Origin of the sequence: Priestia megaterium NBRC 15308 = ATCC 14581 (assembly GCF_000832985.1) — a bacterium.
Classification (GTDB): domain Bacteria; phylum Bacillota; class Bacilli; order Bacillales; family Bacillaceae_H; genus Priestia; species Priestia megaterium.
In genome coordinates this window covers 1,576,239-1,594,871 of the sequence record NZ_CP009920.1, presented here as the reverse complement: position 1 = coordinate 1,594,871, position 18,633 = coordinate 1,576,239, and the positions used below count along the sequence as shown (strand labels likewise).

The window sequence follows — 18,633 nt, the reverse complement described above, 5'->3', positions numbered from 1 at the left end:
AAAGCTCATTCTCCTAGGAGAATGAGCTTTTTGCTGTACATAGGACAAGGCTATTTATTTTAAACCGTTTTCAAGCGTTGTCAGAATTTCTTCTTTTTCTGATTCTGGAGACTTTTCCCAAAGCACCTCAAATAAAACACCAAGTCCAGGGAGCATTTTTTCTTCGCCGCTTTGAATAGCGTCAGAAATTGTAGCTTCAAGCTCTTCTTTTGAGTTTCCTGAAACATTTGCAATAACAGCATTTCGTAAATTAAGATCCATCATTTTCACCTCAGCTATCGTAAAGTTACCAATAGTTTTTGTTTTCTTTGCGATTTCTATGTACAATAAAGTGAAACTTATCTAATGATTATTGAGCAAAATGTAATCGAACTATTTATTTTTATATAGATAAAGGAGTTATGTTTGTGAAACAAATTGATTCAGTTAAAAATCCGCAGGTAAAAGCGTGGAAAAAGCTGCATAATAAAAAAGACCGTGATAAGCAGGGCCTTTTTATGGTAGAAGGCTTTCATTTAGTCGAAGAAGCTATCAAAAATAAGGATTGCGTAAAGGAACTAATTATACGCGAATCGATCGAAGTGCCAGCACAGTGGAACATAGACGGTATCGAAATAACCGTTGTCAACGAAGCAATAATCAAATTATTATCTGACACCGAAACACCTCAAGGAATTATCGCTGTGTGTTTTCAAACGAAGCATGCAGAAATCATTCATACAGCACAGAAAGTATTGCTTTTAGATGGGGTGCAAGATCCAGGTAACCTAGGTACGATTATTCGAACTGCTGATGCTGCCGGAGTGGACGCTATTATCGTTGGAGAGGGCAGCGTGGATGTGTACAACCCAAAAGTCGTTCGTTCAACGCAAGGAGCTATTTTTCATCTTCCAATTGTAAAAGGCGATTTACTCGAAATGATTTCACTGTTAAAAGAAAGAGGAATAGCAGTTTACGGCACGTCTCTACAAAATGGAAAGGTCTATACATGCGTAAAACCTTCAAACGAATTTGCGCTGATTGTGGGAAATGAAGGAAACGGCGTAAGCGAGAAAGTGCTGGAACAAACGGATCAGAATCTGTACATTCCCATCTATGGAAAGAGCGAGTCGCTAAATGTTGCCATCGCTTCTGGAATCTTACTTTATTATTTACGCGGAATGTAGTTGCATCGAGAACGTGTTTTCACTATAATAATACAATAGTTACATATGTAAAAAACGATGAAAGAGAGCAGTAGCTTATGTCCGTTTATGCAGGGAGAAAATGCCGCGACTGAAAGCATTTTTATAAATGTAATAAGTGAATTCACCTCTTGAGTTGACACTTAGACCATCTTACATAGATGTAAAGGTGTTCCGGAGATTCCGTTAACTTGAATGAAGTGAACTGTATACGTCTGTGTATATAGTTAACAAGGGTGGTAACGCGACTAATCCTCGTCCCTTTTTTGGGAGGAGGTTTTTTTATTTGTCATTTTTTACGTTAAAAGGAGGAATAAGTGATGAAAGAACGTTTACAAGAACTTCAACAAGAAGCAATTGCAAAAGTCGAAGCAGCAAGTGCTTTAAAAGAATTAAACGACGTACGCGTAGCTTATTTAGGAAAGAAAGGCCCTATCACAGAAGTACTTCGCGGTATGGGAAAACTTTCAGCTGAAGAGCGTCCTGTAATGGGAGCACTTGCAAATGAAGTGCGTGAAGCTATTGCATCTAAAATTGAAGAAAAACAAACGGCGTTAGAAACAGCTGAGGTAGAGCGTAAACTTGCTTCAGAAACAATCGACGTAACGCTGCCAGGACGCCCTGTTAAAGCAGGTACGCATCACCCGCTAACAAGCGTGGTTGAAGAAGTAGAAGATTTATTCTTAGGAATGGGCTATGAAGTAGCAGAAGGACCGGAAGTAGAGCAGGACTACTATAATTTCGAAGCGCTGAACTTGCCAAAAGGTCACCCAGCACGTGATATGCAAGATACGTTCTATATTACGGAAGAAACGCTTCTTCGTACGCATACATCAACTGTTCAAGCTCGTGTTATGAACAAGAATGAAGGCAAAGGACCTGTTAAAATTATCTGCCCAGGTAAAGTGTATCGCCGCGATGACGATGATGCTACGCATTCTCATCAATTCATGCAAATTGAAGGTCTTGTAGTAGACGAAAACATTCGTATGAGCGATTTAAAAGGCACGCTTGAAGTATTTGTGAAAAAGATGTTCGGTGCAGACCGTGAAATTCGTCTTCGTCCAAGTTTCTTCCCATTCACTGAGCCGTCTGTAGAAGTAGACGTATCGTGTGCAAAATGTGGAGGTAAAGGCTGTAATGTGTGTAAACAAACAGGCTGGATTGAAATTTTAGGAGCTGGCATGGTTCATCCAAATGTTCTTGAAATGGCTGGATACGATTCAACTAAATATCGTGGTTTTGCTTTTGGAATCGGTGTAGAGCGTATTGCTATGTTAAAACACGGCGTGGATGATATTCGTCATTTCTATACAAATGATGTTCGTTTCTTAGATCAATTTAAACAAGTATAAAGGAGGGACTACGATGTTTGTATCTTATCGTTGGTTACAAGAGTATGTTGACTTATCAGGCGTAAGGGCAGAAGAGTTAGCAGATAAAATCACAAAAAGTGGAATTGAAGTTGAAGGTGTAGAAAACTTAAATAAAGGCATCAGCGGAGTGGTAATTGGTCACGTTGTAGAACGTGAACAGCATCCGAATGCTGATAAATTAAGCCGCTGTCAAGTAGATCTTGGCGGAGGAGAAATCGTTCAAATCGTGTGCGGAGCACCGAACGTGGCACAAGGTCAAAAAGTAGCGGTTGCAAAAGTGGGAGCTGTACTTCCAGGTAACTTTAAAATCAAGCGTGCTAAGCTTCGTGGTGAAGAATCGAACGGTATGATTTGTTCTCTTCAAGAGCTTGGCATTGAAAGCAAGCTTGTGGCAAAAGATTATCAAGAAGGTATCTTCGTGTTCCCAAGCGATGCTGAAGTAGGAGCGGATGCACTAGATGCATTAAACTTAAACGATGAAGTATTAGAACTAGGGCTAACACCAAACCGGTCAGACTGCTTAAGTATGTTAGGTGTAGCACATGAAGTGGCTGCTATTTTACGTCGTGAAGTGAAGTATCCGTCAGTAAACGTGCAAACGTCTGATGAGCAAGCAGCTGATTATATTTCCGTTAAAGTAGAGGCAAAAGAAGACAATCCGCTTTACGTAGCGCGCGTTGTGAAAAACGTAAAAATTGCTCCGTCACCATTATGGATGCAAATGCGTTTAATGGCAGCTGGTATTCGACCTCATAACAACGTTGTTGATATTACCAACTATATTTTGCTTGAATACGGCCAGCCGCTGCATGCTTTTGACTATGATCGTCTTGGTTCAAAAGAAATTGTTGTACGTCACGCGTCAGAAGGCGAAAAGTTTGTAACACTTGATGATCAAGAGCGCGTATTAAAAGACAATCAGCTTGTCATTACAAACGGCAGTGAGCCGGTAGCTCTTGCAGGTGTAATGGGCGGAGCGAACTCCGAAGTAAAAGACGATACGGTAAATGTTCTCATTGAATCAGCTTACTTCAAAGGCTTAACGGTTCGCCAAGCTTCAAAAGACCACGGTCTTCGTAGTGAGGCAAGCGCTCGTTTTGAAAAAGGAATTGATCCTAACCGTACGCGTGTAGCTGCTGACCGCGCAGCAGAATTAATGGCTGAATACGCTTCAGGTGAAGTGGTAAGCGGTACTGTAGAAGTAGATACACTAACTGTGGAACCTGCTGTTGTAGCTGTGTCACTTGGACGTATTAACGATGTGCTTGGTACGGAGCTATCAATGGAAGAAGTACAAGACATTATGAACCGTCTTCAATTTGAAAACAAAGTGGAAGACGAAACCATTGTTGTAACAGTGCCAACTCGTAGAGGCGATATTACAATTGAAGAAGATATCGTCGAGGAAGTAGCGCGTATGTATGGCTATGACAACCTTCCTACAACGCTTCCTGTGACAGTGGCAACTCCAGGAAAACTAACAGAGTATCAGCTTGGACGCCGTAAAGTTCGCCGTTTCTTAGAAGGTGCGGGATTAGCACAAACGACAACATATTCGCTAACGAGCGCTGAAAAAGCTACTCAGTTTGCACTAAATGCAACAAGTACGATTGGTTTAGCAATGCCGATGAGTGAAGATCGCAGTATCCTTCGTCAAAGCTTAGTGCCTCATTTGCTAGAAGCAGTGAAGCATAATAATGCTCGTCAGTCGGATTCTATTGCGCTATACGAAACAGGCTCAGTGTTCTTATCTAAAGGTGAAGGAGAATTACCGGATGAGCAGGAGCGCGTAGCTGGTGCAATCACGGGTCTATGGCATGCTCACGGCTGGCAAGGTGAAAAGAAAGTCGTTGATTTCTATGTGATTAAAGGTGTACTAGAAGGGTTATTTGCACAGCTTGGTTTGGAGAAACGAATCTCATATGCTCCCGTTAAAAAAGACGGTATGCACCCTGGACGTACAGCGGCTGTATGGTTAGATGAAAAAGAAATTGGATACGTAGGTCAAGTTCATCCTGTTGCTCAGAAACAGTATGGTCTTCGTGAAACATACGTATTTGAATTACACCTTCAAGAGCTATTAGCTGCAGATGTCGAAGAAGTTCGTTATTCAGCTATTCCAAGATTCCCATCTATTACACGTGATATTGCACTTGTGGTAGATAAAAATGTTCTTGCAGGAGAAGTTCAGCGCGTCATCTATACGACGGGCGGAGAACTTTTAAAAGACGTGACGGTATTTGATCTATATGAAGGCGAGCGTATGGAAGAAGGCAAGAAATCTGTAGCTTTCTCTTTACGTTACTTAGATCCTGAACGTACATTAACAGATGAAGAAGTAGCAAAAGCACATGGTGCAGTGTTAGAAGCTGTAGAAAAAGAATTTGGTGCAACGCTTCGTTCATAAGAATAAGAAAAGAGATGTGGATTTCCACATCTCTTATTTTTTAGCTAATTTTAAAGCTTTTTCTGTATTAGCAAAATGAATTTTAGCTAAAGAGTTCAGCGCATTGACGCCATGTTTCTTAATAATTTTAGCAGCAGCGATATCAACTTGTGCGCCAGCTCCGCGAGGAATAACCATCCCGGTCTTTTCCGTCAGCAAATCCATTTGTTTTAAAAATGCGTATCTGGCAATAATGGAAGCAGCAGCTACAGATAAATGAACGCTTTCTCCTTTTGTACTGAAAAAGACATTTTCTTTGATAATCTCTTTTTCCTTTACCACGTGTTTATAATAGGTGTTTTTTTCGACAAACTGGTCAATTAAAATGGCATCAGGTTTTTCAGGATCCAATTTTTTTAACACGTTGGATAAAGCTTTGTTGTGCAATAGAGCTTTCATTTTACCTTGTGACATTCCTTTTTCTTGAAATGCATTATACTTTTCGTTATGTAAAACAAGCAAACTATAGGGAATAAACGAAACAAGCTGTTTGGCAATTTCAATAATTTTAGCATCCGTTAACTCTTTTGAATCTCGTACTCCTAATTCTTTTAACAAAGGAAGCTGCTCTTTTTGAACATAGGCAGCAACTACGGTCATAGGACCAAAATAATCTCCCGTCCCTACCTCGTCAGAACCGATGACCGATAGTGAGCTGAAGTTTGATGGGAGGTGTGAGACAGGAGCCTTTTTCGCAGCATCTAAAGAGCCTCCCCACTTAGCCGCTTCTGTTTCAGCTTCTTTTCCTTGAAAAAGTATTTTTCCAGAGCGGTACGCAGTGATAGAACAGCCGGGAGTTTTAGCCGAAAAAATACTTCCCTGCGGCAGTTTAGGCTGCAGATAGGATGTGTAATGAAGCTTCATTTTAGCTATTTGATCAGCTGATACCTTAATAACAGCATGTGACATAATGCTTCACTCCTTTCGGGGTATTTTAGTTTACTTTATAAGCACTATCCCTTATGATAGCTTAAATATAGATATGTTTCCATTGAAGTCTTCTTCGTGGTATGATAGGGATTAGGATTTTTCGTGGAACGGAGGATTTTCTCGTGTCAAGACAAGATAAAACACGTGCGACAGTTGACATCTTTGGTCAGCAGTACAGCATCGTCGGTAGCGAAAGTACAAGCCATATTCGACTTGTCGCCTCTATAGTGGATGAAAAAATGCGTGAAATCAGTACTAAAAACCCTTCTTTAGATATCAATAAATTAGCAGTATTAACAGCTGTGAATGCTGTACACGAATATATAAAACTGAAAGAAGACTATGAGAGACTTGAACAAAAACTTTATGGAAAAGAGGAATGACTGAGTCAATGCTTAATATCATTTTAATTATATTGCTTCTTTTAGGCTTTGTAACAGGTCTTAAAAGAGGATTTATTTTGCAGCTCATTCATATTGTCAGTTTTGCGGTTTCGTTTATCGTCGCTTATATGTTTAGTGGAGATTTGGCAAGCCGACTTCGCTTGTTGATTCCGTTTCCGGACAATATTCAGCAGCAAAGTGTCGCATCGTTTGTATTTGATTCTGGAACGATAGAAGACGCTTTTTATCGAATGATTGCATTTGCGATTTTATTTTTTGCTACTCACATTGTACTTCGCCTTGCAGGCTCTGTTTTAACGGCTTTAACCGAACTGCCAATTCTGCGCCAGTTAAATAAATGGGGCGGAGGTGCACTTGGATTCGTTGAAGTGTATATCATCGTTTTTATTTTGTTATACATTGGAGCCGTGATTCCTGTAAGTGAAATTCAAACGCCAATTCAACAGTCTTCAATTGCAATCAATATCGTACAAAATACTCCATACTTATCGTCTGCGATTCAAGATTTGTGGACTCAGTATGGTGTAATGTAATGAAATTACAATAGCTTGTTGAGAGGGTGTGTCGAAAGTGTCATAATACTTTTGAGATACCCTCTTTTTTTATCGCAGTCTAATCTGCGGTTTTCACGAGGATAAAAGTATGTCTAGATGAAAATTTGAGAGAGTAAATATGTCACTCATCATGTTTTTGGAAGTTCGTTATTATGATAATAGGCTGGTGAAAAGAGATGAATAAAAAGGATATTATTAAATTGTTAGAAACAATTGCTACATATATGGAATTAAAAGGAGATAACCCTTTTAAAATTTCCGCTTTTCGAAAAGCAGCTGCAGCGCTAGAAACGGACGAAAGAACGCTGACAGAGATTGAGGATTTTACCAAGCTCCAAGGGATTGGAAAAGGAACGGCTGCAGTCATTACAGAGTATATGGAAACAAATGAGTCAAGCGTATTAGAAGAACTAAAGCAAGAAGTTCCTGAAGGACTTATTCCTTTGCTTAAGCTGCCGGGGCTTGGAGGTAAAAAAATTGCTAAATTATATAAAGAGCTAGATATTCGAGATATGGAATCACTGCATCAGGCCTGTATGGAAAATCGAGTGCAGGGACTAAGCGGTTTTGGTAAAAAGACCGAAGAAAAAATTATCGCTGCTATTGAAGAGTTTGGGAAGCGTCCTGATCGTTTGCCTCTTGCTTTTATGCTTCCAATAGCGGAAGAAATTTTAGAAGCCCTTAAACAGATGCATAGCATTGAGCGTTTTTCTCAAGCAGGGAGCATTCGCCGCATGAGGGAAACCGTAAAAGATCTTGATTTTATTATTTCAACAGCTGAGCCTCATGCTGTCCGTGAACAGCTAGTATCGCTGCCAAATGTGAAGGATATCATTGCAAATGGAGATACAAAAGTATCGGTAACGTTAGCCTATGAGTACGATGTGTCTGTGGATTTTCGTCTTGTAGAAGATAAAGCGTTTGCCACAACGCTTCACCATTTTACAGGATCAAAAGATCATAATGTGCGTATGCGTCAATTAGCAAAAGAACGCGGTGAAAAAATTAGCGAGTATGGCGTTGAAAATGCGGATACAGGCGAAGTTATGACTTTTGAGTCTGAACAAGCATTCTATGAACATTTTGGGCTGTCTTTTATTCCGCCGGAACTTCGTGAAGATGGAACGGAAGTAGATGCGTTTGTAAAGCCTCAAACGCTTGTGACCTACGGTGCCGTAAAAGGTGATTTGCATATGCACTCCACGTGGAGTGACGGGGCGTATTCGATTGAAGAAATGGCGGAAGCATGTCGCGCGCGAGGCTATGAGTACATGGCGATTACAGACCATTCTCAGTATTTAAAAGTAGCTAACGGTCTAACGCCTGAACGCATTCGTAAACAGCGTGAAGAAATTAATCGTTTAAACGCACAGTTCGATGATTTTACAATACTAGCAGGAATTGAAATGGATATTTTGCCTGATGCAACACTTGATTATGATGATGAACTGCTAGCTGAGCTAGATTTTGTTATTGCGTCCATTCACTCTAGTTTTTCGCAATCACGCGAAGAAATTATGAATCGCTTAAAGCAAGCGTTAAACAATGTTCATGTAGATTTAATCGCTCATCCGACCGGTCGTTTGATTGGTCGCCGCAACGGATATGATGTAGATATTGATATGCTGATTGAATTAGCTAAAGAAACAAAAACGGCTCTTGAACTAAACGCGAATCCAAACCGTTTAGATCTAGCTGCTGAGCACATAAAAAAAGCCCAAGAGGCAGGAGTTAAAATTGCTATTAATACAGATGCTCACAATCTAGACATGCTAGAGCATATGGAAATTGGAATATCTACGGGAATTAAAGGCTGGCTTAAACCAGAAACGGTATTAAATACGTATAGCCTCAAAAAATTAACCGCCTTTTTAAATCGACATAAATAAGCAACAGGAGGAATCAGTTTTGCAATCACGTATTTTTCATGTACTAGAGTTTAATAAAGTTAAGGAACAGCTTCAGAAAAAAGTAGCTTCTTCTTTAGGCCGAGAAAAAGTAGCGAATTTGATTCCCTCGACTCAGTATGAAGAAGTAGTTAAATGGCAGGAAGCAACAGATGAAGCTACAACCGTGCTGCGATTGCGTGGCAACGTACCGCTAGGGGGCATTTTTGACGTTCGACCTAGCGTGAAGCGCGCTGAAATTGGGGGAACGCTAAGCTCTAATGAACTTCTTGATGTAGCAAGCACTATTTATGCTGCAAGACAAGTCAAGCAATTTATCGAGCAAGTAGTGGAAGACGAAGATTTACAGCTTTCAATTATAACTGAACATATCGAAAAACTAATGCCTCTTCCTGAGGTAGAACAAACAATTAAAATGAGTATTGATGAGAATGGCACAGTGCTAGACGGTGCAAGCGACCAGCTAAGAGGCATTCGTCAAAAACTTCGCTCAACGGAGTCTCGTATTCGAGAAAAGCTAGAGAGCCTTATTCGCTCCTCGTCTGCTCAAAAAATGTTGTCAGATGCAATTGTTACCATTCGAAACGAACGTTTTGTTATTCCTGTTAAGCAAGAATATCGCAGTGCGTATGGAGGCATTGTGCACGATCAATCTTCATCCGGAGCAACTTTATTTATTGAGCCTCAGGCGATTGTGACGTTAAACAATGAGCTTCAAGAAGCAAAAGTAAAAGAAAAACAAGAAATTGAGCGTATTCTCATTGCTTTAACCGTTCAGGTAGCGGAAGTGGCAAATGAACTCCGTCAAAACGTTTATCTGTTAGGTGAGCTGGACTTCATGTTTGCTAAAGGGCGCTATAGCCATGAGCTAAAAGCTTCAAAACCTAAAATGAACGATCGAGGCTATATTAAGTTAGTGAAGGCAAAACATCCTCTTATTGCACAGGAAGATGTCGTTGCGAATGATATTGAGCTAGGTGATCAATATACGTCCATCGTTATTACAGGGCCAAATACCGGCGGTAAAACCGTAACGTTAAAAACACTTGGATTATTTACGTTAATGGCTCAAGCAGGTTTGCAGATTCCTGCGCTGGATGGATCGGAAATGGCTGTGTTTAAACACGTATTTGCTGATATTGGAGATGAGCAGTCGATTGAACAAAGTTTGAGTACCTTTTCATCTCATATGGTCAACATTGTAGATATTTTACAAAAAGTAGATCACGAAAGTCTGGTCTTGTTCGATGAATTGGGAGCAGGAACGGATCCTCAAGAAGGTGCAGCGCTTGCGATTTCGATTTTAGATCAAGTATATGAAAGAGGCGCTCGCGTAGTTGCGACTACTCACTATCCTGAATTAAAAGCGTACGGCTATAATCGTGAAGGAGTGGTCAATGCTAGCGTAGAGTTCGATATTGAAACATTGAGCCCTACTTACAAGCTGCTGATTGGTGTACCGGGCCGAAGCAATGCTTTTGAGATTTCAAAACGTTTAGGTTTAAGTGCTGAAGTAATTGAACGTGCCAAAGGCTATATTGGCTCAGAAACAAATAAAGTAGAAAATATGATTGCCTCTCTTGAAGATAGCCGCCGTCAATCTGAACACGAGCTAGAAGAAGCTGAAGAACTAAGAAAAGAGGCTCAGAAGCTTCATAAAGAATTACAGAGTCAGATTATTGAGTTTAATGAAAAACGAGATAAGCTGTACGAAAAAGCTGAAGAAAAAGCTCAAGCCACAGTTAAAGCAGCATCTGAAGAAGCAGAGAAAATCATTAGCGATTTGCGTAAAATGAGTCAAAAAAATCATGCGCTTGTAAAAGAGCATGAATTGATTGAGGCGCGTAAGCGTCTAGAAGATGCAGTTCCAACTCTTGAAAAAAGTAAAAAGAAACCGGCTGTGCCGAAAAAACAAGAGCGCACTCTTCAAGCTGGAGATGAAGTGAAAGTCTTAAGCTGGGGACAAAAAGGAACGCTTGTGGAACGAGTAAGCAATAATGAATGGCAAGTACAAATGGGAATTATGAAAATGAAGGTGAAAGAAAAAGACCTCGAATATATCAGTTCTCCAAAACCTGTAGAAACGAAGCCGCTTGCTACGGTAAAAGGAAAAGATTATCATGTAAATCTAGAACTGGATTTAAGAGGAGAGCGCTATGAAAATGCGCTGATTCGAGTTGAAAAATATATTGATGATGCTTTATTAGCCAACTATCCGCGCGTTTCGATTATCCACGGTAAAGGAACTGGAGCTCTTCGTAAAGGTGTACAGGAATATTTGAAAAATCATCGTTCTGTCAAAAATATTCGTTTCGGAGAAGCTTCTGAAGGAGGTTCTGGCGTTACGGTTGTGGAATTTAAATAAAAGAACGCTGAAATAAAGGTGTCAGTCGATGCGCTGAACAAGCATATGTGAAGATAGAAAATCCGACATGGCTCATGGACTATGCTGGGTTTTCTATCTCTTTTAAGAACGATACAAGTAAAGGAAAGAGACCTGCCAGTTCATTGCGTGGAGCGTAATATAAATTAGGAGTGATGCAAAAATGAGGGATTTTTGGAAAGACCCGTATATTGAATCCGCCGCTTATTACAGCGTGGTTGTCTTGAGCATTGTCGTCTTTCTTGTTGTGTTTGAGCTCGTTACTAAGTATAAGAATTGGGAAGAGATTCAAAAAGGAAATATGGCTGTTGCGATGGCAACAGGTGGGAAAATATTTGGATTAGCTAATATTTTTCGCTATTCGATTGAGCATAACGACAACTTGTTAAGAATGCTAGGATGGGGAATATATGGATTCGTTCTTTTACTAGTCAGCTATTTTATTTTCGAATTTTTGACGCCAAAATTTCGAATCGATGACGAAATTGAACAAGATAACAGGGCCGTTGGGTTTATTTCACTTGTTATTTCAATCGGTATGTCCTATGTAATAGGAGCAGGGATAGGATAGGAGAGAGTCATGGAGAAGTTAGCGAAAATTTTACTCGTTTTATGCGGAGTGTTTATGCTTATTGGTCTTATCTATTTATCTATATAGCTTTTCCTAATATCATGATGACAGCAAAAAAGCTGACCTTAAAGCAGGTCAGCTTTTTTAATGATTACTTCCATACGTCTTCAGAAATTGAAATCACGTGCTTTACTTTATCCCACTGCTGTTCTTCAGTTAGTAAATTTCCTTCTTCTGTAGAAGCAAATCCGCACTGGGGACTTAAACAGATTTGATCAAGAGAAACAAATTCTGCTGCTTCAGCAATTCGTTTTTTCAATGCTTCAGGATCTTCTAAATCTCCAAATTTTGATGTGATAAGACCAAGGACAATCTGAAGATCATCTCGCTTTACATGTCGAAGAGGTTCGAATCCTCCTGAGCGTTCATCATCAAATTCTAAAAATAATCCATCTACGTTTAACTGACTGAAAATAGCTTTGGACGCATTTTCATATCCCCCGCTTGCTGTATAAGTGGACTGGAAATTCCCTCTGCAAATATGCATTGTAATGACCATATCATCTGGCTTATGCGCAATGGATTCATTGATCGCATCTGTAAAACGTTTCAGTAATTCTTGGGGCGTGAAACCTTTTGACGCGATTTGTTCTTGTCCTTTTTCTGAGAAAAAGACTGCCCACGCAGTATCATCTAACTGTAAATAGCGGCATCCGGCATCATAAAATGCTTGAATGGCTTTTTGATATGTTTTAACTAAATCAGCAAAAAATACATCCGTATCCGAGTAAGCAGACTCTTCAATATGACCTCTGAAAAACAGCATATTAGGACTTGGAATGGTGAACTTAGCTACGTGTTCTTTTCCAGCAGCTTGATGAAGAAATTTATAATCTTCAATCATAGGATGGTGATTAAAATCTAGTTTTCCAGTCACTTTTATACCGTGAGCTTTTGTTTGGACTCCGTGAAACTGAATTCCCGTCTCTGCTTCGTAAAGTTCTACGCCAACAAGCTCTGACAGAAAATCAAAGTGCCACCACGCGCGGCGAAACTCCCCGTCTGTGACGGCTTTTAATCCAATTTGTTTTTGCTTTTCTACGAGTTTACGAATTTCTTCATCTTCAATTGCTCGAAGCTGTTTCTTTGTCATTTCCCCGTTTTCCACTTGTAATCGTGCTTGTTTGATACGCTCGGGACGCAAAAAGCTTCCAACGTGATCTGCTTTGAACGGTCCTTTAGTCAATGTTGTTGTCAATTCATACAGCTCCTTAAAAAAATCTAATTTTTATTATATACAAAAAATTCGGATAATGTACAGGGGTAAATCCAATTTTTATTTATTACGCTGCAGAATGAAAGAGTGATTAGGTAGGAAAGAGAACATTCAATAACGATTGCATCTAAAAAAAGAATGAACTATAATTTTAATTAGAAAATTCTAATTTTTTATTTTTTTGAGGGAGAGGATGCGTGTGGAATCCACCGAAAAGATATGGCTTTCTCAATATCCGGATGAAATACCTGATAGGCTTCATTATGAACAAAAAAATTTAGCACAGCTTTTTGAAGAAGCAGTTCAAAAGGATCCTAAAAAAAGCGCAATCTATTTTCTAGGGAAAAAAATGACGTTTTCCCAGCTGCATCAAGATTCTCTGAAGCTGTCATCTTACCTTATTGAACTGGGATTAAAAAGAGGGGATAGAGTAGCCATTATGCTTCCAAATTGCCCTCAAGCTGTCATTTCCTTTTATGCTGTTCTTCTTGCCGGAGGAGTAGTCGTTCAAACAAACCCTTTGTATACGGAAAGAGAGTTAGAGTATCAGCTTAATGATTCAGAAGCGACCATGATTATTGCACTCGATTTGCTATATCCGCGTGTAGTTAAAATGAAAGCGTTAACAAAGATAAAGCACGTAGTTATCACCTCCATTCAAGATTATCTCCCATTTCCCAAAAACATAATCTATCCATTTATTCAGCGCAAGCAGCAGAAGATAAGTGTGGATGTGAGTCATACGGAGACTACTCATTTATTTAAACGTATTATAAATGAATCCTCTCCCGCAGTATGTAACGCTGAGGGAATTTCAGACGAAGATATCGCCATTTTACAATACACCGGGGGAACAACAGGTTTTCCAAAAGGAGTCATGCTTACTCATAAAAACTTGGTAGCCAATGCAACAATGTGTTCACATTGGTTATACCGCTGTAGGTATGGAGAAGAAAAAGTACTTGGAATTATTCCATTTTTTCATGTGTATGGTTTAACAACGGTTCTTGTTTTATCAGTTTTGCAAAACTATGAGATGGTTCTTCTGCCTAAATTTGATGCAAAAACGACGCTCAAAACCATCCATAAGCAGCAGCCTACTTTATTTCCAGGTGCTCCGACGATTTACATTGCATTATTAAACCATCCTGATTTAGCAAAATACAACTTATCTTCTATTGATTCATGTATGAGCGGTTCGGCTCCACTTCCTGTGGAAGTGCAGGAGCAGTTTGAAAAGCTCACCGGAGGTAAATTAGTGGAAGGATATGGATTAACGGAAACCTCTCCTGTTACTCATGCTAATTTTCTTTGGAAAGAGAGAATACCAGGAAGCATTGGGGTGCCTTGGCCAGACACAGATGCCAAAATTCTCTCGTTTGAAACAGGTAAAGAAGCTGCTGTAAGCGAAGTAGGAGAAATTGCGGTTAAAGGTCCTCAGGTAATGAAAGGATATTGGAAGCAGCCTGAAGAAACGGAGGCTGTTATGCGAGACGGATGGTTGCTAACAGGTGATGTTGGCTATATGGATGATAAAGGTTATTTTTATGTAGTAGATCGGAAGAAAGATATTATTATTGCCGGGGGATATAATATCTATCCTCGAGAAGTTGAAGAAGTATTATATGAGCATGAAAAAATTCAAGAAGCTGTAGTGGTGGGTGTTCCTGACCCATATAGAGGAGAAACGGTGAAGGCTTACATTGTATTAAAAAATGGTGTAAGATGTACTGAAGAAGAGTTAAATGAGTTTTCTAGAAAGTATTTAGCTGCTTATAAAGTTCCGCGCCTTTATGAATTTCGAAATGAGCTTCCCAAAACAGCGGTCGGTAAGATTCTGCGACGAGCGCTGATTGATGAAGAAAATGAAAAGCATAAAAAGGCGACGTAATCGATCGTCGCCTTTGATTTTTTTACTGAAACATAATTGACAGATACTTGCGGTTTCTTTATTATAAAGATATGAATGAATAATCATTCATATTTTAAAGGAGCGTATAAGATTGAGAAGAAATAAGCCAAAGTATAAACAGATTATCGATGCAGCTGTAGTAGTAATAGCAGAAAACGGATACCACAATGCTCAGGTTTCTAAAATTGCTAAGCAGGCTGGAGTTGCAGACGGTACGATATATTTATATTTTAAAAACAAAGAAGATGTCTTGATTTCCTTATTTCAAGAGAAGATGGGACAATTTGTAGAAAAAATTTATGAAGAACTGGCGGGAATTGAAACCGCGGCAGAAAAACTTCATGTGTTAATTGACAAACATTTTTCGTTTCTAGCGGAGGATCATCATTTAGCTACAGTGACACAGCTCGAACTGCGTCAATCGAACAAAGATTTAAGATTAAAAATTAACGATGTATTAAAAGATTATCTGACTCTCATTGATTCTATTTTGCAGACAGGAATCGAAACGGATGAGTTTTCTGAAAATATAGATATTCGTCTTGCGCGACAGATGATTTTTGGAACGATTGATGAAACTGTCACAACATGGGTAATGAACGATCATCGATATGGTCTAATAGAATCGGTAGATAAAGTCCATTCCCTGCTGTTAAACGGCTGCAGCGGCTCATAATCGTAAGTGAGCCTGCTGCTCCCCCGCGAGGGGAAAAGCGCAAGGTAATGAAAATAGAAAGAAAGGGTGGCGTAAACAAATGGAGATTATCCAGGTTGAAACTGTTGATGCAATAAGCTTCATTACGTTGAATAGACAACCTGCTAACGCTTTGTCTCAAGATTTATTAAAAGATCTTTCAAGTGTTTTAAAACATTTAGAAGATAGCAAAGAGACAAGGGTTATCGTCATTAAAGGTGAAGGGAAATTCTTTTGTGCCGGGGCTGATATAAAAGAATTCACATCACTTCAGCAGGAAAAAGAATACGAGAAGCTTGCTGTTAACGGTCAAGAGCTCTTTGAGTATATTGAAAATTACCCAAAACCAGTGATTGCAGCTATTCATGGAGCTGCTTTAGGCGGAGGGTTGGAGCTTGCTATGAGCTGCCATATCCGTTTGGTAACAGAAAATGCTAAGCTGGGCTTGCCTGAGCTTCAGTTAGGGATTATACCAGGATTTGGAGGAACTCAGCGATTACCTCGTTATGTAGGAGTTCATAAGGCTTGTGAGATGATGCTGACAAGTGATCCAATATCCGGAAGCGAGGCAGTGGAGTTAGGATTGGCAAATGCAGCTTTTGAAGAAAGTCAGCTTATCAATGAAACTTTTTTACTTGCTAGAAAAATTGCCAAAAAAAGCCCAATCTCTGTTAAAGCTACCTTGCAGCTGCTTCAGCATGTAAAAACAGATGCTTATTACAGCGGTATCAAAAAAGAAGCGCAGTTTTTTGGAAGCGTATTCAAAAGCCGGGATGCTCAAGAAGGCGTAGCTGCTTTTATTGAAAAGCGCCAGCCTAAATTTTTAGGAAAATAAGCTTAGGAGGGGAATTGAATGAATATTTACGTGTTAGTAAAAAGAACATTCGATACAGAGGAGAAACTTTCATTAAAAAATGGTCAAATTGTTGAAGATGGGGCTGAATTTATTATTAATCCTTACGATGAGTATGCAGTTGAAGAAGCTATTCAGCTAAAGGAAAAGCATGGTGGGGAGATTACGGTCGTGAGTGTAGGAGGGGAAGAATCAGAAAAAGAACTCCGAACAGCTTTGGCTATGGGAGCAGATAAAGCGGTTTTAATCAATACGGAAGATGACATAGAAGATGGCGATCAGTACACGACTTCTAGGCTGCTGGCACAGTACTTAAAAGAACAATCTCCTGACTTAATTTTGGCAGGAAACGTAGCGATTGACGGAGGTTCGGGCCAAGTGGGGCCGCGCGTAGCAGAACAGTTAGAAATCCCTTATATTACGACGATTACAAAATTGGATATCGAAGGTGAAAAAGTGACTGTTGTACGCGATGTGGAAGGTGACTCCGAGGTTATCGAAACGTCGCTTCCTCTTTTAGTAACAGCTCAGCAGGGACTTAACGAACCTCGCTATCCATCTCTTCCAGGGATTATGAAAGCGAAGAAGAAACCGTTGGTTGAAGTGGAATTGGATGATTTAGATTTAGATGAAGATGATGTAGAAGCAAAAACAAAGACAATTGAAATTTATTTGCCTCCGAAAAAAGACGCAGGACGCGTACTACAAGGAGATATAAAAGATCAAGTGACAGAACTGGTCAATTTACTGCATAAAGAAGCAAAAGTCATTTAATAAGTCAAAAGTCAAAACAATGGGGGTATTGCAATGGGACGCAAAGTGTTAGTTCTAGGAGAAGCACGTGATGGGGGATTACGAAACGTATCGTTTGAAGCGATTTCCGCAGCGTCTACTGTAGCTGACGGTGGGGAAATTGTTGCAGCTTTAGTAGGAAAGGACGTAAAAGCTTTAAGTGAAGAGCTTATTGCGTACGGAGCGAATAAAGTTGTTGTGACGGAGCATGAAGATTTAGCTGCTTACACATCGGATGGTTATGCTCAGGCGTTATTAGCCATCATTGAAAGTGAACAGCCTGAAGCTATCGTATTTGGCCATACGGCTCTTGGCAAAGATCTAGCGCCAAAACTGGCAGCTCGCTTAGACAAAGGACTTATCTCAGATGTGACGGATGTAGAAGTTGGAGGGGATCAAGTAGTCTTCACCCGCCCAATTTATTCTGGTAAAGCATTTGAAAAGAAAATCATGACCGATGCTTTTACGTTTGTCACGATTCGTCCAAATAATATTTCACCGCTTGCAAAAGATGAGGGACGTACAGGCCATGTAGAGGATTTAAATGTTGAAATCAAAAACCTGCGTACAGTTGTAAAAGAAGTTGTACGGAAAGCAACGCAAGGGGTTGATTTATCCGAAGCAAAAGTCGTGATTGCAGGTGGTCGAGGTGTAAAAAGCACGGAAGGTTTTGGACCTCTCCAAGAACTAGCGGACGTGTTAAATGGAGCTGTTGGGGCGTCTCGCGGAGCGTGCGATGCAGATTACTGCGACTATTCTCTTCAGATCGGTCAGACGGGCAAAGTAGTCACACCAGATTTATACATTGCCTGCGGAATCTCGGGAGCCATTCAGCATTTGGCCGGCATGTCAAATTCAAAAATTATTGTTGCCATTAACAAAGATCCTGAGGCAAATATTTTTAAAGTAGCTGATTACGGAATCGTTGGAGATTTATTTGAAGTGGTGCCTCTGCTAACGGAAGAATTTAAAAAGCTGAAAGTACAGTCTGCGTAAGAGGCTGGGACAAAAGGATTTTTAGACGAAGTGAAGAACGAGCCATTGATCAAGATGTTTGATTAGTGGTTCGTTTTTTTGTTAGGGTAAACGCAGGTTTCATGTGTGTGGGTCTTTCTAGCAGTTGATTGGAGGGCAAGGCGAAGACTCCTGCAGAAAGCGAAGTCTTACACAGAAATCATCTGCGGTGTCGCAAGTGGTTCAGCCCTTGTATACTATTCGTTCGTCTTTAGATAGGATTCATTTCGTTATGTCTCAGCCTCATGGAAAACGAAATTTTCTACGTATGTTTTTATGTGAATTGTACAAACTAGAGCGGAGAATAAACAGTATAAATGTAAGCAAAAAGTTAGCA

Annotated in this window: 16 protein-coding genes and 1 other annotated feature; of the genes, 13 read left to right on the top strand and 3 right to left on the bottom strand. The window is 39.9% G+C overall.

The window, feature by feature from the left end; genetic code table 11:
* Window positions 1-54: 54 nt before the first annotated feature.
* A complete protein-coding gene (gene sspI / locus BG04_RS08780; RefSeq protein ID WP_013059420.1) occupies window positions 55-261 on the bottom strand; it encodes a small acid-soluble spore protein SspI in 207 nt (68 codons plus the stop codon).
* 140 nt (window positions 262-401) lie between these two features.
* On the opposite strand from sspI, the gene BG04_RS08775 reads away from it, so the two are divergent.
* From BG04_RS08775 to pheT, 3 genes are all read left to right on the top strand, one after another.
* Window positions 402-1,166 (top strand): TrmH family RNA methyltransferase, encoded by a 765-nt coding sequence (locus BG04_RS08775; RefSeq protein ID WP_172556174.1) that lies wholly within the window; start codon window positions 402-404, stop codon window positions 1,164-1,166.
* Between the two features lie 48 nt (window positions 1,167-1,214).
* Window positions 1,215-1,450: a binding site (T-box leader), on the top strand.
* A 54-nt stretch (window positions 1,451-1,504) separates the two neighbouring features.
* Entirely contained in the window at window positions 1,505-2,539 is a 1,035-nt protein-coding gene (pheS, locus tag BG04_RS08770) for a phenylalanine--tRNA ligase subunit alpha (protein WP_034648692.1), read from the top strand.
* A 13-nt stretch (window positions 2,540-2,552) separates the two neighbouring features.
* Window positions 2,553-4,967, top strand: coding sequence for a phenylalanine--tRNA ligase subunit beta (gene pheT, locus BG04_RS08765; protein ID WP_034648695.1), 2,415 nt, complete (start codon window positions 2,553-2,555; stop codon window positions 4,965-4,967).
* Between the two features lie 33 nt (window positions 4,968-5,000).
* On the opposite strand, the gene rnhC is transcribed toward pheT, so the two are convergent.
* Window positions 5,001-5,915, bottom strand: a complete 915-nt coding sequence (gene rnhC, locus BG04_RS08760) for a ribonuclease HIII (RefSeq protein ID WP_034648698.1) — start codon at window positions 5,913-5,915, stop codon at window positions 5,001-5,003.
* 143 nt (window positions 5,916-6,058) lie between these two features.
* On the opposite strand from rnhC, the gene zapA reads away from it, so the two are divergent.
* From zapA to BG04_RS08735, 5 genes are all read left to right on the top strand, one after another.
* Window positions 6,059-6,319 (top strand): cell division protein ZapA, encoded by a 261-nt coding sequence (zapA, locus tag BG04_RS08755; RefSeq protein ID WP_013059415.1) that lies wholly within the window; start codon window positions 6,059-6,061, stop codon window positions 6,317-6,319.
* Window positions 6,316-6,873 (top strand): CvpA family protein, encoded by a 558-nt coding sequence (locus BG04_RS08750; RefSeq protein ID WP_014458067.1) that lies wholly within the window; start codon window positions 6,316-6,318, stop codon window positions 6,871-6,873. Before zapA ends, BG04_RS08750 begins: the two co-directional genes overlap by 4 nt.
* Window positions 6,874-7,070: 197 nt before the next feature.
* Complete coding sequence (gene polX / locus BG04_RS08745; protein ID WP_034648701.1) at window positions 7,071-8,783, top strand: DNA polymerase/3'-5' exonuclease PolX; 1,713 nt, start codon at window positions 7,071-7,073, stop codon at window positions 8,781-8,783.
* A gap of 19 nt (window positions 8,784-8,802) precedes the next feature.
* The gene (locus tag BG04_RS08740) at window positions 8,803-11,166 is read left to right on the top strand and encodes an endonuclease MutS2 (protein WP_034648703.1); all 2,364 of its coding nucleotides are present in this window, start codon (window positions 8,803-8,805) and stop codon (window positions 11,164-11,166) included.
* Window positions 11,167-11,347: 181 nt separating this feature from the next.
* Window positions 11,348-11,755: a DUF350 domain-containing protein gene (locus BG04_RS08735; RefSeq protein WP_013059411.1), complete on the top strand. Its 408-nt coding sequence runs from the start codon at window positions 11,348-11,350 to the stop codon at window positions 11,753-11,755.
* Window positions 11,756-11,906: 151 nt separating this feature from the next.
* Here the strand turns inward: BG04_RS08735 and BG04_RS08730 are convergent, their stop codons facing one another.
* The gene (locus tag BG04_RS08730; protein WP_034648706.1) at window positions 11,907-13,013 is read right to left on the bottom strand and encodes a 5-methyltetrahydropteroyltriglutamate--homocysteine S-methyltransferase; all 1,107 of its coding nucleotides are present in this window, start codon (window positions 13,011-13,013) and stop codon (window positions 11,907-11,909) included.
* 211 nt (window positions 13,014-13,224) lie between these two features.
* On the opposite strand from BG04_RS08730, the gene BG04_RS08725 reads away from it, so the two are divergent.
* From BG04_RS08725 to BG04_RS08705, 5 genes are all read left to right on the top strand, one after another.
* Window positions 13,225-14,922, top strand: a complete 1,698-nt coding sequence (locus BG04_RS08725) for an AMP-binding protein (protein ID WP_034648708.1) — start codon at window positions 13,225-13,227, stop codon at window positions 14,920-14,922.
* 112 nt (window positions 14,923-15,034) lie between these two features.
* Window positions 15,035-15,619 carry a fatty acid metabolism transcriptional regulator FadR gene (locus tag BG04_RS08720; RefSeq protein ID WP_034648711.1) on the top strand — a complete coding sequence of 195 codons (585 nt, stop codon included), beginning with the start codon at window positions 15,035-15,037 and terminating at the stop codon, window positions 15,617-15,619.
* A 79-nt stretch (window positions 15,620-15,698) separates the two neighbouring features.
* Window positions 15,699-16,472, top strand: coding sequence for an enoyl-CoA hydratase (locus BG04_RS08715; protein ID WP_013059407.1), 774 nt, complete (start codon window positions 15,699-15,701; stop codon window positions 16,470-16,472).
* Window positions 16,473-16,490: 18 nt separating this feature from the next.
* Complete coding sequence (locus BG04_RS08710; RefSeq protein WP_016765685.1) at window positions 16,491-17,264, top strand: electron transfer flavoprotein subunit beta/FixA family protein; 774 nt, start codon at window positions 16,491-16,493, stop codon at window positions 17,262-17,264.
* A gap of 33 nt (window positions 17,265-17,297) precedes the next feature.
* Window positions 17,298-18,278: an electron transfer flavoprotein subunit alpha/FixB family protein gene (locus tag BG04_RS08705; RefSeq protein ID WP_034648713.1), complete on the top strand. Its 981-nt coding sequence runs from the start codon at window positions 17,298-17,300 to the stop codon at window positions 18,276-18,278.
* Window positions 18,279-18,633: the final 355 nt, after the last annotated feature.